Annotated in this window: 16 protein-coding genes; 10 read left to right on the top strand and 6 right to left on the bottom strand. The window is 71.8% G+C overall.

The genetic code is table 11. The annotated features are described in order from the left end of the window. Positions 1-28: 28 nt before the first annotated feature. A complete protein-coding gene (locus ACV7NM_RS15205) occupies positions 29-1,345 on the bottom strand; it encodes an MDR family MFS transporter (protein ID WP_463410787.1) in 1,317 nt (438 codons plus the stop codon). Positions 1,346-1,567: 222 nt separating this feature from the next. Here ACV7NM_RS15205 and ACV7NM_RS15200 point away from each other — a divergent pair, with 222 nt between their 5' ends. Together ACV7NM_RS15200 and ACV7NM_RS15195 are read left to right on the top strand one after the other, a co-directional pair. Continuing rightward, on the top strand, positions 1,568-2,326 hold the full coding sequence (locus ACV7NM_RS15200; protein WP_463410786.1) for a phosphoglyceromutase: 759 nt from the start codon (positions 1,568-1,570) through the stop codon (positions 2,324-2,326). Positions 2,327-2,536: 210 nt separating this feature from the next. Then, positions 2,537-2,896, top strand: coding sequence for a carboxymuconolactone decarboxylase family protein (locus ACV7NM_RS15195; protein ID WP_463410785.1), 360 nt, complete (start codon positions 2,537-2,539; stop codon positions 2,894-2,896). Between the two features lie 119 nt (positions 2,897-3,015). On the opposite strand, the gene ACV7NM_RS15190 is transcribed toward ACV7NM_RS15195, so the two are convergent. Both ACV7NM_RS15190 and phoU read right to left on the bottom strand, forming a co-directional pair. Then, positions 3,016-3,174: a hypothetical protein gene (locus ACV7NM_RS15190; protein ID WP_168714046.1), complete on the bottom strand. Its 159-nt coding sequence runs from the start codon at positions 3,172-3,174 to the stop codon at positions 3,016-3,018. A 97-nt stretch (positions 3,175-3,271) separates the two neighbouring features. After that, the gene (phoU, locus tag ACV7NM_RS15185; protein ID WP_190187206.1) at positions 3,272-3,949 is read right to left on the bottom strand and encodes a phosphate signaling complex protein PhoU; all 678 of its coding nucleotides are present in this window, start codon (positions 3,947-3,949) and stop codon (positions 3,272-3,274) included. 247 nt (positions 3,950-4,196) lie between these two features. Here phoU and ACV7NM_RS15180 point away from each other — a divergent pair, with 247 nt between their 5' ends. Both ACV7NM_RS15180 and ACV7NM_RS15175 read left to right on the top strand, forming a co-directional pair. After that, positions 4,197-5,480, top strand: coding sequence for a two-component system sensor histidine kinase PhoR (locus ACV7NM_RS15180; protein WP_463410784.1), 1,284 nt, complete (start codon positions 4,197-4,199; stop codon positions 5,478-5,480). Next, on the top strand, positions 5,477-6,157 hold the full coding sequence (locus ACV7NM_RS15175) for a two-component system response regulator PhoP (protein ID WP_030387286.1): 681 nt from the start codon (positions 5,477-5,479) through the stop codon (positions 6,155-6,157). Before ACV7NM_RS15180 ends, ACV7NM_RS15175 begins: the two co-directional genes overlap by 4 nt. Before the next feature lie 91 nt (positions 6,158-6,248). Here ACV7NM_RS15175 and ACV7NM_RS15170 read toward each other — a convergent pair whose 3' ends face one another. Continuing rightward, on the bottom strand, positions 6,249-6,917 hold the full coding sequence (locus tag ACV7NM_RS15170) for a DUF461 domain-containing protein (RefSeq protein ID WP_463410783.1): 669 nt from the start codon (positions 6,915-6,917) through the stop codon (positions 6,249-6,251). A 717-nt stretch (positions 6,918-7,634) separates the two neighbouring features. Here ACV7NM_RS15170 and ACV7NM_RS15165 point away from each other — a divergent pair. The 6 genes from ACV7NM_RS15165 (at position 7,635) to ACV7NM_RS15140 (ending at position 14,072) form a co-directional block, all read left to right on the top strand. Further along, positions 7,635-8,117, top strand: a complete 483-nt coding sequence (locus ACV7NM_RS15165) for a CarD family transcriptional regulator (protein ID WP_003953493.1) — start codon at positions 7,635-7,637, stop codon at positions 8,115-8,117. 341 nt (positions 8,118-8,458) lie between these two features. Beyond that, positions 8,459-9,205, top strand: coding sequence for a 2-C-methyl-D-erythritol 4-phosphate cytidylyltransferase (gene ispD / locus ACV7NM_RS15160; protein ID WP_463410782.1), 747 nt, complete (start codon positions 8,459-8,461; stop codon positions 9,203-9,205). After that, positions 9,195-9,740, top strand: a complete 546-nt coding sequence (gene ispF / locus ACV7NM_RS15155) for a 2-C-methyl-D-erythritol 2,4-cyclodiphosphate synthase (RefSeq protein WP_463410781.1) — start codon at positions 9,195-9,197, stop codon at positions 9,738-9,740. Before ispD ends, ispF begins: the two co-directional genes overlap by 11 nt. 94 nt (positions 9,741-9,834) lie before the next feature. Then, positions 9,835-11,235 carry a cysteine--tRNA ligase gene (gene cysS / locus ACV7NM_RS15150; RefSeq protein WP_463410780.1) on the top strand — a complete coding sequence of 467 codons (1,401 nt, stop codon included), beginning with the start codon at positions 9,835-9,837 and terminating at the stop codon, positions 11,233-11,235. Between the two features lie 95 nt (positions 11,236-11,330). Then, positions 11,331-12,302, top strand: a complete 972-nt coding sequence (rlmB, locus tag ACV7NM_RS15145) for a 23S rRNA (guanosine(2251)-2'-O)-methyltransferase RlmB (protein WP_463410779.1) — start codon at positions 11,331-11,333, stop codon at positions 12,300-12,302. Between the two features lie 180 nt (positions 12,303-12,482). After that, entirely contained in the window at positions 12,483-14,072 is a 1,590-nt protein-coding gene (locus ACV7NM_RS15140) for a DoxX family protein (protein WP_463410778.1), read from the top strand. A 397-nt stretch (positions 14,073-14,469) separates the two neighbouring features. Here the strand turns inward: ACV7NM_RS15140 and ACV7NM_RS15135 are convergent, their stop codons facing one another. Together ACV7NM_RS15135 and ACV7NM_RS15130 are read right to left on the bottom strand one after the other, a co-directional pair. Then, positions 14,470-15,240, bottom strand: a complete 771-nt coding sequence (locus tag ACV7NM_RS15135; protein ID WP_463410777.1) for a nucleotidyltransferase family protein — start codon at positions 15,238-15,240, stop codon at positions 14,470-14,472. 119 nt (positions 15,241-15,359) lie between these two features. Then, positions 15,360-15,773, bottom strand: a complete 414-nt coding sequence (locus tag ACV7NM_RS15130; protein ID WP_136213738.1) for a hypothetical protein — start codon at positions 15,771-15,773, stop codon at positions 15,360-15,362. Between the last annotated feature and the right edge of the window lie 15 nt (positions 15,774-15,788).

The following is a 15,788-nucleotide window of genomic DNA, read 5'->3' as shown; positions in this document are numbered from 1 at the left end:
ACGCGCGACGCCGCCCGGCCGCCGGCTTTCAGGCGACGGCCGGGTCCGGGGCCTGCACCTGGGTGGGGGCGGGGGAAGCGGAGACCACGGCGCCCTGACCCTCAGCCGTCGGCCGGGCCGACGGGACGGCGGCCGATTCACCCTCGGGGAGCCCGCGCATCAGGAGCCAGTACCCCGATCCCGCCACCGTCCCCAACACCCCGGTCGCCCCCCACAGCCACGCGGCCCCCAGGTGGTCGATCACGTAACCGGCCATCAGCGGAGCCACCAGCGAGGCCACCGCCCACGACATCGTGTACATCCCCTGGTAGCGCCCCCGCCCGTGCACCGGGGACAGCCGCGCCACGAGGCCCATCTGCGTCGGCGAGTTCACGATCTCCGCCAGCGTCCACACGCACACCGTCAGCGCGTACGCCCACAGCGACCCCGCGAAGGCCGTCATGGCGAACCCGTAACCGGCCAGCAGCGCCGAGACCACCAGTAGCCGCTGCGGGTCCCGGTGCTCGATGAACCGCGTGACCGGGATCTGGAGCAGCACGATCAGCAGCCCGTTCGCCGCGATGACCAAGCCGTAGTCCCCCGCCGAGTACCCGGCCGAGCCCATTGCCACCGGCAGCCCGACCGACCCCTGGGTGAAGATGAGCGAGATCAGGAAGGACAGCCCGACGACCCCCATGAACCGCCCGTCGCGCAGTACCGTCCCCAGCCCGATCGCCGGCCCGTCCTCCGCGCCGGGGGTCGTGTCCCTCACCGGGCGGGACTCGGGGAGCTTGACGAAGACGAGCACCGCGCACAGCAGCGTCAGGGTCGCCTCGCCCAGGAAGCCGGCCAGGTAGCTGTATTCCGCCACCAACCCGGCCGCCATGGCACTGACGCCGAAGCCGAGGTTGATCGCCCAGTAGTTCAGCGCGAAGGCCCGTACCCGGTCCTCGGGCCGGACGATGTCCGCCATCATCGCCGTGACCGCCGGGCGCGAGGCGTTCGAGGTCATGCCGACCAGCAGCGCCACCGCCGCGATCGCCCCCGGGTGCTCCATGAAGCCCAGCAGCGCCACCGAGAAGGCGGTGGAGAGCTGCGCCGCGAGCAGCGTCGGCCGCCGCCCCAGCCGGTCGGTCATCACGCCCGCGACCAGCGAGGAGAGCACGCCGCCCAGACCGTGCAGGGCCAGCACGAGGCCCGCGAAGGAGGCCGAGTAGCCGCGGTCGATGGTCAGGTACAGGGTCATGAAGGTCGCGACGAAGGCCCCGAGCCGGTTGACCAGCGTGCTCGTCCACAACCACCAGAAGGCGCGCGGCAGTCCTGCCACGCTCTCCCGCGCCCCGCGTGTCAAACGGCCCACCGACATACGGATTCCCCCAGGCGATCAAGCGTCAGCAAGTAAGTGCCTCTTCGGCTCTCGGCACCCTACGAGGGCCTGTCGCGGACACGCCACCCAATTGACGTCGTGCGTCAATCGACGGCGGGCGTGGCAAGGGCGGGAAGGGCAGGGAGGGGCGTGGGAAAGGGCCCGCCGACCGCCGTGGACGCCGCGCGCGAGCGCCCCGGGCCGTCCATTAGGCTCGTACGCATGGCCGACGCACCGTACAAGCTGATCCTCCTCCGCCACGGCGAGAGCGAGTGGAACGCGAAGAACCTGTTCACCGGCTGGGTGGACGTCAATCTCAACGAGAAGGGCGAGAAGGAGGCGGTCCGCGGCGGTGAGCTGCTCAAGGACGCCGGCCTGCTCCCCGATGTCGTGCACACCTCGCTCCAGAAGCGCGCGATCCGCACCGCGCAGCTGGCGCTGGAGGCCGCCGACCGCCACTGGATCCCGGTCCACCGCTCCTGGCGCCTGAACGAGCGCCACTACGGCGCCCTGCAGGGCAAGGACAAGGCCCAGACGCTCGCCGAGTTCGGCGAGGAGCAGTTCATGCTGTGGCGCCGCTCGTACGACACCCCGCCGCCGGCCCTGGAGGACGGTTCGGAGTTCTCGCAGTCCGACGACGCGCGCTACGCGACGATCCCGCCGGAGCTGCGCCCGCGCACGGAGTGCCTCAAGGACGTCGTCGTCCGCATGCTCCCGTACTGGTACGACGCCATCGTCCCGGACCTGCTGACCGGCCGCACCGTCCTGGTCGCCGCGCACGGCAACTCCCTGCGCGCCCTGGTCAAGCACCTCGACGGCATCTCGGACGCCGACATCGCGGGCCTCAACATCCCGACGGGCATCCCGCTCTCCTACGAGCTGGACGCCGACTTCAAGCCCCTCACCCCGGGCGGCACCTACCTCGACCCGACCGCCGCCGCGGCCGCCATCGAGGCCGTCAAGAACCAGGGCAAGAAGTAACCCTCACGCACGAAACAGCCCCCTACCTGCTGCTTTCCAGCGGGTAGGGGGCAACGCGTCGTCCCGCGGGCCGTTCGGTCGCCCTCACCGGCCGACGAGCGCGCGACTCGGGGCGGTTCTACGGTGGAGGGGCAATGGCCGGCACGCGGGGGTCCCGTGTTCGCCGGGTGACGAGTGTCGGCTCCGCGCGTACCGATAGGCGGTCCGAACATGGCCATGACCTCAGACACACCGGTCCTCGACACCCTCGCCGCGATGACTCTCGATTCGATCGAGCGGTGCGGCATGGACGAGGGCACGCTCATCTTGACCCGCATCGCCGCGCTCGTGGCCATGGACGCGCCGCCGATCTCCTACCTCGCCCACATCGGTGCCGCGGCCAAGGCCGACCTGAGCGCCGAGCAGTTGCAGGACGTACTCATCGCGATCGCCCCCGTCGTGGGCACGGCACGTGTCATGTCGGCCTCCGGGCACATCGCCAAGGCGCTCGGTTTCGCCATCGGCATGGAGGAGAGCGAGGCCAAGGCGATGGCTGACGCCGGGGCCGAGGCCCAGAGCCGGAGCAAGTAGGCCCGAGCGAGCCCCGGCCGGCGCGCAGGGCCCCGTCCGGCGCAGGGCTCCCTCCGGCACGCAGGGCCCCGGCCGCGGGTGCGGCCGGGGCCCTGCGTGTACCGGAAGCCGGGTCGGCGTCAGCCGCCGCACTGGCAGGGGGCGCCGGACTGGCAGCCGCAGCCGCAGCCCGAGCCGCAGCCGCAGGCCGCCAGCAGCGGGAGGCGCAGCGGCTCCCTCGACGGCGGGGGCTGCGGCTGCTCGTGCTCCGGGGTGATGGGGACGGGGGAATCGGGCATGGATCCTCCTCGCGGGCGGTGCGCAGGCGGTGTGCCTTCGCACCCATTCACGCCCAGTGGCCCCGGCGCGTCAACGGCGCATTGGAGCTCGACGCGCTCAGACGCCCTCGACCTGGGTCGGCGGCTGCAACTCGTCCGCGTGCTCACCCGTCACCAGGTAGACGACCCGCTTCGCGACCGACACCGCGTGGTCCGCGAAACGCTCGTAGTAGCGGCCCAGCAGCGTCACGTCGACCGCGGTCTCGATGCCGTGCTTCCAGCGGTCGTCCATCAGGTGCTGGAACAGCGTGCGGTGCAGCTGGTCCATCTCGTCGTCGTCCTGCTCCAGCTGGAGCGCCAGGTCCACGTCCTTCGTGATGATGACCTCGGCCGCCTTCGCCATCAGCCGCTGCGCCAGCTGCCCCATCTCCAGGATGGTGGCGTGCAGGTCCCGCGGCACCGCCGTGTCCGGGAAGCGCAGCCGCGCCAGCTTCGCCACGTGCTGCGCCAGGTCGCCGGAGCGCTCCAGGTCGGCGCTCATGCGCAGCGAGGTCACGACGATGCGCAGATCGGTGGCGACGGGCTGCTGCCGGGCGAGCAGCGCGATGGCGCGGGCCTCCAGGTCGTGCTGGAGGTCGTCGACCTTCTGGTCGGCGGCGATGACGCTCTCCGCCAGCTTCAGGTCGGCGTCGAGCATGGACGTGGTGGCCCGCCCGATCGCGGAACCGACGAGCCGGGCCATCTCGACCAGGCTTTCTCCGATCGAGTCCAGTTCCTCGTGGTACGCGTCGCGCATTGGTGTCCCTCTCTTGCCTGCTCTGCCTGCTCGCTACTGCTTACCGCTCGCTCTTTCGGCGCTGTGATGCGCTCGGGCGGCCACGTGGGCATCCGGCCCCACGTCAACACGGTGGGCCGTGAACGCGTCCGACTCCGGCACCCCAAGTGAATCAGTCCCGTCCCCAGGGTGAACTCTGGGCGACGAGTGTTCGAGCTGCCACCCGAACGGCTGTGGAAGTGTCATCGCGCCTGCTTAACCTGGATGCATGGACGTGAACGCGGCGGTCGCCGCAGCTGCAGCGATTGCCGGTTTGTGTACCGGTGTGATCGCGATGCTGGCGTTCCGCTGGAGCGAGCGCGACCAGGCCCGCCCCACCCGGAGCTCCATGCGCCCCGACATCAACGCGGTGCTCCCGCCCGGAGTGGACACCGTCCTCTCCGTGCTCCGCTCCTCCGCCGTCGTGCTCGACGAGGGGGACGCGGTCGTCAAGGCCAGCTCGGCGGCATATGCCCTCGGCCTGGTCCGCGGCGGCAAGCTCGCGGTGGAGGCCATGCTCCACATGGCCCGCGACACCCGCCGGGACGGCGAGATACGCCAGATCGAACTGGACCTGCCCCGGCGCGGCACCGGCCGCGGCGAGGCCCTGGCCGTCTCCGCCCGTGTCGCGCCGCTCGGCTCCCGCCTGGTGCTGCTGCTCGTCGAGGACCTGACCGAGGCGCGCCGGATCGAGGCGGTCCGCCGAGACTTCGTAGCGAACGTCTCGCACGAGCTGAAGACCCCGGTCGGGGCGATCTCCCTGCTCTCCGAGGCCGTCATGGACGCCAGTGACGACCCGGAGGCGGTGAGCCGCTTCGCCGGCCGCATGCAGATCGAGGCCACCCGCCTGATCAACCTCGTACAGGAGCTCATCGACCTCTCCCGGGTACAGAACGACGACCCGCTGGAGGACGCCGAGCCCGTACGGGTGGACACCCTGGTGGCGGAGGCCATCGACCGCTGCCGCCACACCGCGACCTCCAAGCAGATCACCATGGCCGCCGGAGGCACCGCCGACCTGCGGGTGTGGGGCAACCGAGGCCAGCTCGCGGCGGCCCTCGGCAACCTCGTGGAGAACGCCGTCAACTACAGTCCGGCCCGCACCCGCGTCGGCATCGCCGCGCGCCGGGTGACCGCGCCGGGAGGAGACTTGATCGAGATAGCCGTGACCGACCAGGGCATCGGCATCCCGGAAAAGGACCGCGAGCGCATCTTCGAGCGTTTTTACCGCGTCGACCCCGCCCGCTCCCGTGCCACGGGAGGAACCGGGCTGGGGCTGGCCATCGTGAAGCACGTGGCGGCTTCGCACGGCGGAGAGGTGTCGGTGTGGAGCTCGGAGGGACAGGGCTCCACCTTCACCCTGCGCCTTCCCGAGGCGGGCGCCCCCGCCCCGGGAGCAGCGCCCCCCACCGACTCGGCCGGCAGCCCGTCCGTCGAACCGGCCACCGCCTCCACCGTCCGACCCCTGCTCGACTCAGAAACAGTCATCCCTGCCCCGGAGGTCCTTCCGTGACCCGAGTGCTCGTCGTCGAGGATGAGGAATCCTTCAGCGACGCCCTGTCCTACATGCTCCGCAAGGAGGGCTTCGAGGTCGCGATCGCCGCGACCGGCCCCGACGGGCTTGACGAGTTCGAGCGCAACGGCGCCGACCTCGTCCTCCTCGACCTGATGCTCCCCGGCCTGCCCGGCACCGAGGTCTGCCGCCAGCTGCGCGGCCGCTCCAACGTCCCGGTGATCATGGTGACCGCCAAGGACAGCGAAATCGACAAGGTCGTCGGCTTGGAGATAGGAGCCGACGACTACGTGACCAAGCCCTTCTCCTCGCGGGAGCTGGTCGCCCGCATCCGCGCGGTCCTGCGCCGCCGCGGCGAGCCGGAGGAGGTCACCCCGGCGGCCCTGGAGGCCGGGCCCGTGCGGATGGACGTGGACCGACACGTGGTCACCGTCGCCGGCGGGAAGGTGGACCTCCCACTCAAGGAGTTCGACCTGCTGGAGATGCTGCTGCGCAACGCGGGCCGGGTCCTGACCCGTATGCAGTTGATCGACCGGGTGTGGGGCGCCGACTACGTCGGTGACACCAAGACCCTCGACGTGCACGTCAAGCGCCTGCGCGCCAAGATCGAGCCGGACCCGGGCGCACCGCGCTACCTGGTCACGGTCCGAGGGCTCGGCTACAAGTTCGAGCCGTAAACCGCACCGGTAGGCGTCGCACACACGGGAAGGGCCCCCATCCGCGGCGGATGGGGGCCCTTCCCGTGTGTGCGTGGTGTTCCTACGCGGCTCAGTGACCGGCGGCGTGGGAGGCCGAGCCCGAGGGGGCGCCCGACGGGGCTCCCGACGCGGCGCCCGAGGGGGTGCCGGACGGCGCGCCGGACGGGGTCCCGGACGGGCTGCCCGAGGGGCTCGCGCCGGCCGCGCCGGGGGCGGGAGCCGGGGCCTCGGTCGGGCCGAAGGCGGCGTACATGCCGGCGCCGGGGACGACGTTGGCGTTCAGCTTCACGTCGCCCGCGCTGCTCAGCTGGAAGACGACCTCCTGGACGTTGCCGTCCTGAACGGCCTCGCGGCCGCCCTCGACCACGGCGGAGGCGTTGCCCTTGCTGCCAAGCACCAGGGAGCCGCCGGCGGGGACGACGACCTTGCCCGAGCCCTCGGCCGGCTTCACCGTCACCTTGGTCTTGCCACCCGCGAGGGTGATGCCGTCGAGGGTCTGGGGGCTGCTGCCGCCGTTGAAGACGGTCGCGGAGACGGCGGCCGGGCCCTTCTTGTCCTTCGTGCTCGGGGTGATCACGAGCGCGTTCTGGATCTTGATGTCGCCCTTGGTGACGGCGGCGTTGTCCGGCTTGATCTCCAGAGTCTGCGCGTCACTGCCCGCAGCGCATGCGGAGAGCGAAGCGATCGAGAACACGATGGCGGTAGCGGCGAGAGCGCCGCGTCGAAGGCTGCGGCTCACGGCGGCGGCAACTCCTTGGACGTACGGACGGAAGGTGGACGACCCCAGCTCGCGCTGGGGGAGGTGCCCCGTCGGACGGCTGAGGTAAAGCCGCCCTAAGGGTGTGTCAGCGCGCTTAGGTTACCGAGCCGCCGCCCCGCCCCCGCACCCGACCCTCCGCAGTGCCCGGGCCGCCCTGTACGGGCCCCCGCGATCACCGCGAGATCCGTCCACCATCACTTGCGGCATCCGTCCACGATCACTTGTGGCGTCCGTCCACGATCACCGCGACATCCACTGCCGTCCGCCCGGTGATCTCGCATTCCCCAAATCGCGCGAAGATCGCGAGGGCCGCGGTTCGCATGCCGTTCGGACGCCGTTCGTTGATCGATTTCCGGATTCCCCCGAACGCCACCCGGTGATCAATTCGAGGATTGGGCCGGAACCGCTCCGTACGGGCGCCCGCCAGTCGAACGGAGTAGTTCGGTTTCCGGCCTTCGAACCCGGCAAAACGGGACGTACATCACATCGAACGGCGCGTCCCCCGGGTGTAGCGTGGTCGTTTCGTCCGGTCCGCACAGCGCCTCCGACCTGCGAATACCCCCTTCCGGAAGCCCTTCGCAGCACGTACGTGTCGCTGTTGTCAAGCCCCGAGATGTGCCCTGACCTGCGAAAACGCCATTCATAACGGTCAGTTCTCGTGTTACCCTGGATAGCCACGGAAGGGGTACCTGTCACATGACGTTCAAGGTTGGCGACACCGTGGTCTATCCCCATCACGGGGCCGCGCTGATCGAGGCCATTGAGACTCGTCAGATCAAAGGCGTGGACAAGACCTACTTGGTGCTCAAGGTCGCCCAGGGCGACCTGACGGTTCGTGTGCCTGCGGACAATGCGGAGTTCGTCGGCGTTCGCGACGTAGTCGGCCAGGACGGGCTGGACCGGGTCTTCGAGGTGCTCCGCGCACCGTATGCAGAAGAGCCGACGAACTGGTCCCGGCGCTACAAGGCAAATCTGGAGAAGCTCGCTTCTGGCGACGTCATCAAGGTCGCAGAAGTAGTGCGTGACCTGTGGCGCCGTGAGCGCGAGCGCGGGCTTTCCGCGGGCGAGAAGCGCATGCTCGCGAAGGCGCGCCAGATCCTGGTGAGCGAGCTCGCGCTCGCCGAGAACACCAACGAGGACAAGGCCGAGGCCCTCCTCGACGAGGTTCTCGCGTCCTGACGCGAGAACCCCTACGCGACGAGCCGGACGGGTCAGCTCCACAGATCCCGTCGTACAGGCCCTTCGCAGACAGTTGTGCCGCGGTGCCCGATGACAAGGAGACTTGTTGCCGGGCGCTGCGGCATGTCTGTCCCCACATCCTTCGTCGCGTCCTTCACGTCTATCCCGCCTGAGCGAGATCACACGTGTCACGCAGGTCGCACGTGTCACGGGCCCTCACGCCGGGCTCGGGCAGCCGACTCGACCGGTCGTCACGGAAGGGGCGAGGGCGGCGCACCCGGAGTCACGTTCAACGCCATACCCATGTCGGCCGAAGTCACAAACCTGGCTCGGAGCTACTGATGTCTGACGAATCGCGCACCCACCGCACCGCCGCCGTCATCCCGGCCGCCGGGCGGGGGGTACGCCTGGGCCCCGGCGCCCCCAAGGCCCTTCGGGCCCTCGGCGGGACACCGATGCTGATCCACGCCGTCCGCGCCATGGCCCGCTCCCGAGCGGTGTCCCTCGTCGTGGTCGTCGCCCCCTTTGACGGCGCGGCCGAGGTGCGCCGCCTGCTGGACGAGCACCCGCTGCCGGAGCGGACCGAGATCCTCGTCGTACCGGGCCGCGAGACCCGCCAGGGGTCCGTGCGCGCGGGCCTGGAGGCGCTCCCGACGGACGTCACCTGCGTGCTCATCCACGACGCGGCGCGCCCGCTGGTCCCCGTCGAGACCGTCGACGCCGTCGTGGAGGCGGTCCGCGACGGTGCGCCCGCCGTGGTGCCCGCCCTGCCGCTGGCCGACACCGTCAAGGAGGTCGAGCCCGGCAAGCCCGGCGAGCCGGAGCCCGTCGTCGCCACTCCCGAGCGGGCGCGGCTGCGCGCCGTCCAGACACCGCAGGGCTTCGACCTCGCCACGCTGCGCCGCGCCCACGAGAAGTTCGCCGTCAACGGCGAGGGCGCCACGGACGACGCCGGAATGGTGGAACGCCTCGGCGTCACCGTCGTGGCGGTCCCCGGCCACGAAGAGGCCTTCAAGGTCACCCGCCCGCTCGACCTGGTCCTCGCCGAGGCCGTACTCGCCCGCAGGAGGGCCACCGATGCCTACTGACCCCCCCGGCCCCACCCACCCCACCGGTCACGACGCCCGAGCCGCCGCCGCCCCGCCCATGCCGCTCGTCGGCATCGGCACCGACGTGCACGCCTTCGAGGCCGGGCGCGAACTGTGGTGCGCCGGCCTGCTGTGGGAGGGCGAGGACGGCCTCGCCGGACACTCCGACGGCGACGTCGCATCGCACGCCGCCTGTGACGCCCTCTTCTCGGCGGCCGGGGTCGGCGACCTCGGCGCGCACTTCGGGACCTCCCGCCCCGAGTGGTCCGGCGCCGCGGGGGTCACGCTCCTCGCGGAGGCCGCCCGTATCGTCCGGGCCGAGGGCTTCGAGATCGGCAACGTCGCCATCCAGGTGATCGGCGTACGCCCGAAGATCGGCAAGCGGCGCGAAGAGGCGCAGAAGGTGCTCACGGCCGCCGCCGGCGCTCCCGTCTCCGTCTCCGGCACCACCACCGACGGTCTCGGGCTCACCGGCCGGGCCGAGGGTCTCGCGGCCATCGCCACGGCCCTCGTCTACCGGACGAACCGGGCCTAGGGGCCCGTACGGCGACAGCACTCCGAGAACAAACAGTGCCCCGCGTCCCCGAACGGTCGCGGGGCACTGCTACGGGCCCACTACCCTGGATGCCGTGACTATTCGCCTGTACGACACCAGCGCCCGGCAGATCCGCGACTTCACCCCGGTCACCCCGGGCTGCGTCTCGATCTACCTGTGTGGCGCCACGGTGCAGGCCGCCCCGCACATCGGGCACGTCCGCTCGTACCTGAACTTCGACATCATGCGCCGCTGGTTCGCCTACCGCGGCTACGACGTCACCTTCATCCGCAACGTGACGGACATCGACGACAAGATCATCACCAAGTCGGTCGAGCAGGGCCGCCCCTGGTGGGCCATCGGCTACGACAACGAGCGCGCCTTCAACGACGGCTACGAGGCCCTGGGCTGCCTCCCGCCCACCTACGAGCCCCGCGCCACCGGCCACGTGCCGGAGATGATCGAGATGATGCGCGTCCTGATCGAGCGCGGTCACGCCTACGCGGCCGACGGCAGCGTCTACTTCGACGTGCGCTCCTTCCCCGGCTACCTGGCCCTGTCGAACCAGACCATCGACGACCTGCGCCAGCCCCCCGAGGACGGCATCACCGGCAAGCGCGACCCGCGCGACTTCGCCATGTGGAAGGCGTCCAAGCCGGGCGAACCCGACTGGGAGACCCCCTGGGGCCGAGGCCGTCCCGGCTGGCACCTGGAGTGCTCCGCGATGGCGCACAAGTACCTGGGCAGCGTCTTCGACATCCACGGCGGCGGCCTGGACCTGATCTTCCCGCACCACGAGAACGAGATCGCCCAGGCGAAGGGCTTCGGCGACGAGTTCGCGCGGTACTGGGTCCACAACGCCTGGGTCACCATGTCCGGCGAGAAGATGTCCAAGTCCCTCGGGAACTCGGTGCTCGTCTCCGAGATGGTCAAGCAGTGGCGTCCGATCGTGCTGCGCTACTACCTCGGCACCCCGCACTACCGCTCGATGATCGAGTACAGCGAGGAGTCGCTGCGCGAGGCGGAGTCCGCCTTCGCGCGCATCGAGGGCTTCTGCCAGCGCGTCATCGAGAAGGCCGGCGGGCCCGTCGAGCCGGCCGCCGAAGTGCCGCCCGCCTTCGCCGAGGTCATGGACGACGACCTGGGCGTGCCGCAGGCGCTCGCGATCGTGCACACGGCGGTCCGGCAGGGCAACAGCGCGCTCGCCGCCGACGACAAGGACGCGGCCATCGCGCGCCTGTCCGAGGTACGGGCCATGCTGGGCGTCCTCGGCCTGGACCCCCTCGACCCGTCCTGGGCCGGCGAGGCCGATCGCGGGGAGGACCTCCACGGCGCCGTGGACACGCTGGTCCGCCTGGTCCTGGAGCAGCGCGAGTCCGCCCGTGCCCGCAAGGACTGGGCCACCGCTGACGCGATCCGCGACCAGCTCCAGCAGTCCGGCCTGGTCATCGAGGACAGCCCCACGGGACCCCGCTGGACGCTCGGCCCCCGCTGAGCCCGCCGGAGCAGTCCCGCTGTGCCGCCCGGCGTCCCGGGCGGCACACTCTTCATACGTACACACCGCAGCACCAACGAAAACAGGTAGAGGTCATGGCCGGGAACAGCCAGCGCAGGAACCGCCGCACGTCCAACAAGAAGGGCGCTACGGTCGGCAGCGGTGGCCAGCGGCGCAGGGGCCTGGAGGGCAAGGGCCCCACGCCCAAGGCCGAGGACCGCAAGAAGCACAAGGCGAACCGCATCAGCAACGCCATGGCCCGCCAGGCCGCCAAGCGCCGCCCCGCCCCCCGCCGCGGCGGCCCCAAGGGCACCAGCGAGATGGTCGTCGGCCGCAACCCGGTCTTCGAGGCGCTGCGCGACGGCGTCCCGGCCACCACCCTCTACGTGCAGCAGTTCATCGACAACGACGAGCGCGTGCGCGAAGCCCTCCAGCTCGCCGCCCAGCGCGGCAACATCAACCTGATGGAAGCCCCGCGCCCCGAGCTCGACCGCATGACCAACGGGCTCAACCACCAAGGCCTGGTCCTCCAGGTCCCGCCGTACGAGTACGCGCACCCCGAGGACCTCACCACCGCCGCCTACGACAACGGCGAGGACCCGCTGATCGTCGCCCTCGACGGTGTCACCGACCCGCGCAACCTCGGCGCGATCGTCCGCTCCGTCTCCGCCTTCGGCGGTCACGGCGTGGTCATCCCCGAGCGCCGCGCCGCCGGTATGACCGCCGGTGCCTGGAAGACCTCCGCCGGCACCGCCGCGCGTACGCCGGTCTCCCGCGTCACCAACCTGACCCGCGCCCTCCAGGACTACAAGAAGGCCGGCATCGCCATCGTCGGCCTCGCCGCCGAAGGCGAGCACAGCGTCAACGACCTGGCGGCGCTCGCCGGCCCGGTCGTCATCGTCGTCGGCTCCGAGGGCAAGGGCCTCGGCCGCCTCGTCGGCGAGAACTGCGACTACCTGGTCCGTATCCCGATGCCGGGCGGCGCCGAGTCGCTGAACGCCGGTGTCGCCGCGGGCGTCGTGCTGTACGAGGCCGCCCGCCGCCGCGCCGAGGCGCCGCGCACCTGATAGCCCGGCGCACCCGGCGTACTCCCTTGATTCGGTTGGCTCCTTGATCCAGTTGGCTCATGGAGCGTGACCCGTGAGCGTGTCACCCCGCCCCGTGCGGGCGGGGTGACTTGATCTTGACGGGTCTCGGACACATCCCTGCTGTCAAGGCAGTGTCCTTATCACTCGTCACTCGGTTAGATGAGTGTGGACACCAGAACGTCAGGGTTCGACGACCAGCCCGCGCTGAGCATGGTCAAGGTGCCGTGCGATCCCGCACAGGTCATCGTCAACCACGCAAGCTTCCGCGTGCGGCTCGCACCGAGCCCGAGCGCGCGTTCCAAGCCCTCGATGCCCTCCAACGCCCCGGGCCGGGCCCCCGTCCTCGGCGGCGCCGTGGTCGCGGCCGCCGGGGCGACCCGCCGCCGGGCCCCCGTCGTCTGGAGCGGCAAGGCAGACGCCGGCGACACCGCCGCGATGGGAGGACTGCTCCAGGCCGCCCGGGAGGCGGGGCGGGGCCACGACAGGTTCGACGGGGGAGCCACCCAGACCATCCCGCGCGTCGACCTCGCGCACGACCTCGCCGACGACACGTTCGCCACGCCGACCGTCATCGGGCAGCGCACCTACGGCGACCCGGACGAGACCCGCCCCATCGGCGCGGTCCGGCAGCCGGCCTACGACTACGGGCCGCCCCACGGGTACGACAGCGAGTACGACGACGCCTACGACGGGGACGGCGACAGCGTCGACCAGTCCCGGCGGCCGGCCTCCGACGCCCGCGCGCAAGCCTCGTACTACCCCGGCCGCCGGATGAACCTGGGCGTCGTGCTGCTCCCGCTGCGCGTCTTCCTCGGCTTCATCTCCATCTACGCCGGCATGGGCAAGTTGTGCGACCCCGTCTACTTCGACGGCGGCGAACGCGGCTCCATGGTCACCTGGCTGCACACCCTGCACCCCTGGGCACTGGCCGAGCCGCTGCGCGACTTCGCGCTCGCGCACCCCGTCGGCGCCGGGCTCACCGTGGCGTTCCTCCAGGTCATCGTCGGCGTGCTCACGGTCTTCGGGCTGTGGCAGCGGTTCGCCGCCTGCTTCGGCGCGTTGCTGTCCGCCGCGTTGCTGATGACGGTCAGCTGGAAGACCGTCCCGGCGTACGACGCGCCCGACATCATCTACCTCGCCGCCTGGAGCCCGCTGATCATCGCGGGCGCCCCCGTCTACTCGCTCGACGGGCGCCTCGCGGGCGAAGCCTGGCGCACGCTCGGCCCGCGCTCCGAGGTCTGGCAACTGCGCCGGCGCGTACTGCGGCGCGGAGCCCTCATGGGCGGTGTGATCTGCGGGCTGACCCTGCTCGTCGGCTCCCTCCTCGGCGGGGCCGTCCGGTCCACCGCCGTGGTCACCGTTCCCGGACCCGGTCGGGCCCCGAGCAACTACCTGCCCGGTACCCCGCTGCCGGCGCAGGCCCCGGCCAAGCAGCAGCGGCAGCCCTCGCAGCAGCCCTCGAAGCCCGCCACGCCCTCGGCGAGCGCGTCCACTCCGGCGGCCAAGTCCGGTCGCGACGGAGCCGGTTCGGCGCCCTCGCAGAGTGCCGGGGCGGGCGCGCAGTCACCGTCCGCGAGCCGCAGCGGCGCCGGGAGCCAGAGCGCTCCGCGCAGCAGCGCTCCGCGCCAGTCCAGCCCGCAGCAGCCGCCGACGTCGTCCTCGGGCAGCGGCAACGGCAACGGCAGCGGTGGCGGCAGCGGTGGCGGCGCCGCCAAGAAGCCCGGTCTGGTCGGCGGTCTGCTCGGCTGAGGACCGCCGGTCCGGCTGGGACCGCCCTACGAGGCCCGGGGCCCGGCGCGCGAAGAGCGCGCCGGGCCCTTCGGCGCGCCGGGGTCTGCGGTGTAGCCGGGGCCCGGGCCCCGGGCGCGCCGGGGTCTGCGGTGTAGCCGGGGCCCGGGGGTACGCCAGGCCTGCGGCGTACCGGGGCCTGCGGTGTGCCGGGCGGTTCGGCGGGCTGGGGTCTGCGGTGTGCCGGGCGGTTCGGCGGGCTGGGCGGTTGGGCGTGTCTGGGCGCTTTGGAGTGCCGGGGCCTGCGGCGTAGTCGGGAGCCGGGGCCCGGGTACGCCGGGCCCCGGGCGGGTGCTCCGCGCGGGGGTGGCTCCGTACGCCTCGGCGAGTCGCGGGACGCCCCGCCCCGTACGATCGCTCAGGAGCCGCCGTACGCGGCCAACTCCCGCGCGGCCTCGGTCAGGTCCTTGGCCGTGTCGATCGCCCGCCAGTAGGCCCCCTGGGGCAGCGGGAAGCCCGCGAGGCGGCGTTCGCGGGCCAGCCGGGGGAAGGTGGTGCGCTCGTGGTCGCCCACGTCGGGCAGCAGCGCCGCGAACCGCGGGCTGAACACGTACACGCCGGCGTTGACGGGATACGGCGACTGAGGCGCCTCGATGAAGTCCAGCACCTGCCCGAACTCGTTGGTCTCCACGACCCCCCACGGGATGCGCGGCCGGGCCAGCGCCAGCGTGGCGACCGCGTCCCGCTCCTTGTGGAACGCGGCCATCTCGCGCAGCGAGAAACGGGTCCAGACGTCCCCGTTGGTCGCGTACCAGGGCTGCTCCGGATACGGGAGGTGCCGCGCGGCGTACTTGAGGCCGCCGCCGCGGCCCAGCGGCTCCGCCTCCACCACGGTCGTCACGCGCAGCGGCAGCCGGGTCCGCCCCAGCCATTCCTGGAGGACACCGGCGAGGTGCCCGCAGGAGACGACGGCATCGGTCACCCCCTCCGCCGCCAGCCAGGCGAGCTGGTGCCCGATGATCGGCATGCCCGTTCCCGGGATCTCGACCATCGGCTTGGGCCGGTCGTCCGTGTACGGCCGCAGCCGCGTGCCCTGGCCGCCCGCCAGGACCACGGCCTGGGCGGGCGCCGCCGGGAACGCGGCCGCGTCGTAAGGGGGTTGGGGCGGTACGGGAGAAACGTCGGTCATGTCCGCCAGCCTAGGAGGGGGCCTCCTGTGGCGGCGGCCGACTCGACTGGCGACCGGACGGCAGCCTTGACGCCCGACCGGGCCCCGACCGGACGGCCGTCAACCGGCCGGAAGCAGCGTCAGCCCATGGAGGCGACGCCGGACGCGTACGAGGTGTCGCAGACGGGGCGGGCGAAGGACTGTGCCTTCGTCGGCCCGTAGGCCTCCACGGCGGCCCGGCCCAGCGCCCGCGCGATGCCCACGCAGTGCTCGGCGAGCGAGGGCCGCCGGTCGACCTCCTGCTGGAGGTGCGTGAGGACGTCGCCCGGCTCCTCGCCCTGGCGCAGCTCGGTGAGGAGCTTGTCGCGCAGCAGATCCTGCGCGGCGCGCGGCTTGGCGGGAACGGACACGCCTTCGGCGGAGGCGGTCAGGATCTGGGAGGAGGAGTTGTCCGCCCAGGGGACCATGGTGACCGCCAGCGTCCCGGACAGGACCAGGACGACGGGCAGGACCAGGGCGAGGGAACGGCCGATACGGCGGGCAGTGTGGGTCACGAAGGCGAGAGTAGC

Source organism: Streptomyces sp. Tek67B01, from assembly GCF_055231995.1.
The sequence above is the reverse complement of the archived record's forward strand: the minus strand, read 5'-3'. Positions and strand labels throughout refer to the sequence as shown.

Bases quoted from the DNA above. Each gene is read 5' to 3' on its own strand.
- ACV7NM_RS15180 (WP_463410784.1), top strand. From the start codon at position 4,197: ATGGACGTGAACGCGGCGGTCGCCGCAGCTGCAGCGATTGCCGGTTTG.
- ACV7NM_RS15205 (WP_463410787.1), bottom strand. From the start codon at position 1,345: ATGTCGGTGGGCCGTTTGACACGCGGGGCGCGGGAGAGCGTGGCAGGA.
- ACV7NM_RS15135 (WP_463410777.1), bottom strand. From the start codon at position 15,240: ATGACCGACGTTTCTCCCGTACCGCCCCAACCCCCTTACGACGCGGCC.
- rlmB (WP_463410779.1), top strand. From the start codon at position 11,331: ATGGCCGGGAACAGCCAGCGCAGGAACCGCCGCACGTCCAACAAGAAG.
- ispD (WP_463410782.1), top strand. From the start codon at position 8,459: ATGTCTGACGAATCGCGCACCCACCGCACCGCCGCCGTCATCCCGGCC.
- ACV7NM_RS15190 (WP_168714046.1), bottom strand. From the start codon at position 3,174: ATGCCCGATTCCCCCGTCCCCATCACCCCGGAGCACGAGCAGCCGCAG.
- ACV7NM_RS15200 (WP_463410786.1), top strand. From the start codon at position 1,568: ATGGCCGACGCACCGTACAAGCTGATCCTCCTCCGCCACGGCGAGAGC.
- phoU (WP_190187206.1), bottom strand. From the start codon at position 3,949: ATGCGCGACGCGTACCACGAGGAACTGGACTCGATCGGAGAAAGCCTG.
- ispF (WP_463410781.1), top strand. From the start codon at position 9,195: ATGCCTACTGACCCCCCCGGCCCCACCCACCCCACCGGTCACGACGCC.
- ACV7NM_RS15195 (WP_463410785.1), top strand. From the start codon at position 2,537: ATGGCCATGACCTCAGACACACCGGTCCTCGACACCCTCGCCGCGATG.
- ACV7NM_RS15165 (WP_003953493.1), top strand. From the start codon at position 7,635: ATGACGTTCAAGGTTGGCGACACCGTGGTCTATCCCCATCACGGGGCC.
- ACV7NM_RS15140 (WP_463410778.1), top strand. From the start codon at position 12,483: ATGAGTGTGGACACCAGAACGTCAGGGTTCGACGACCAGCCCGCGCTG.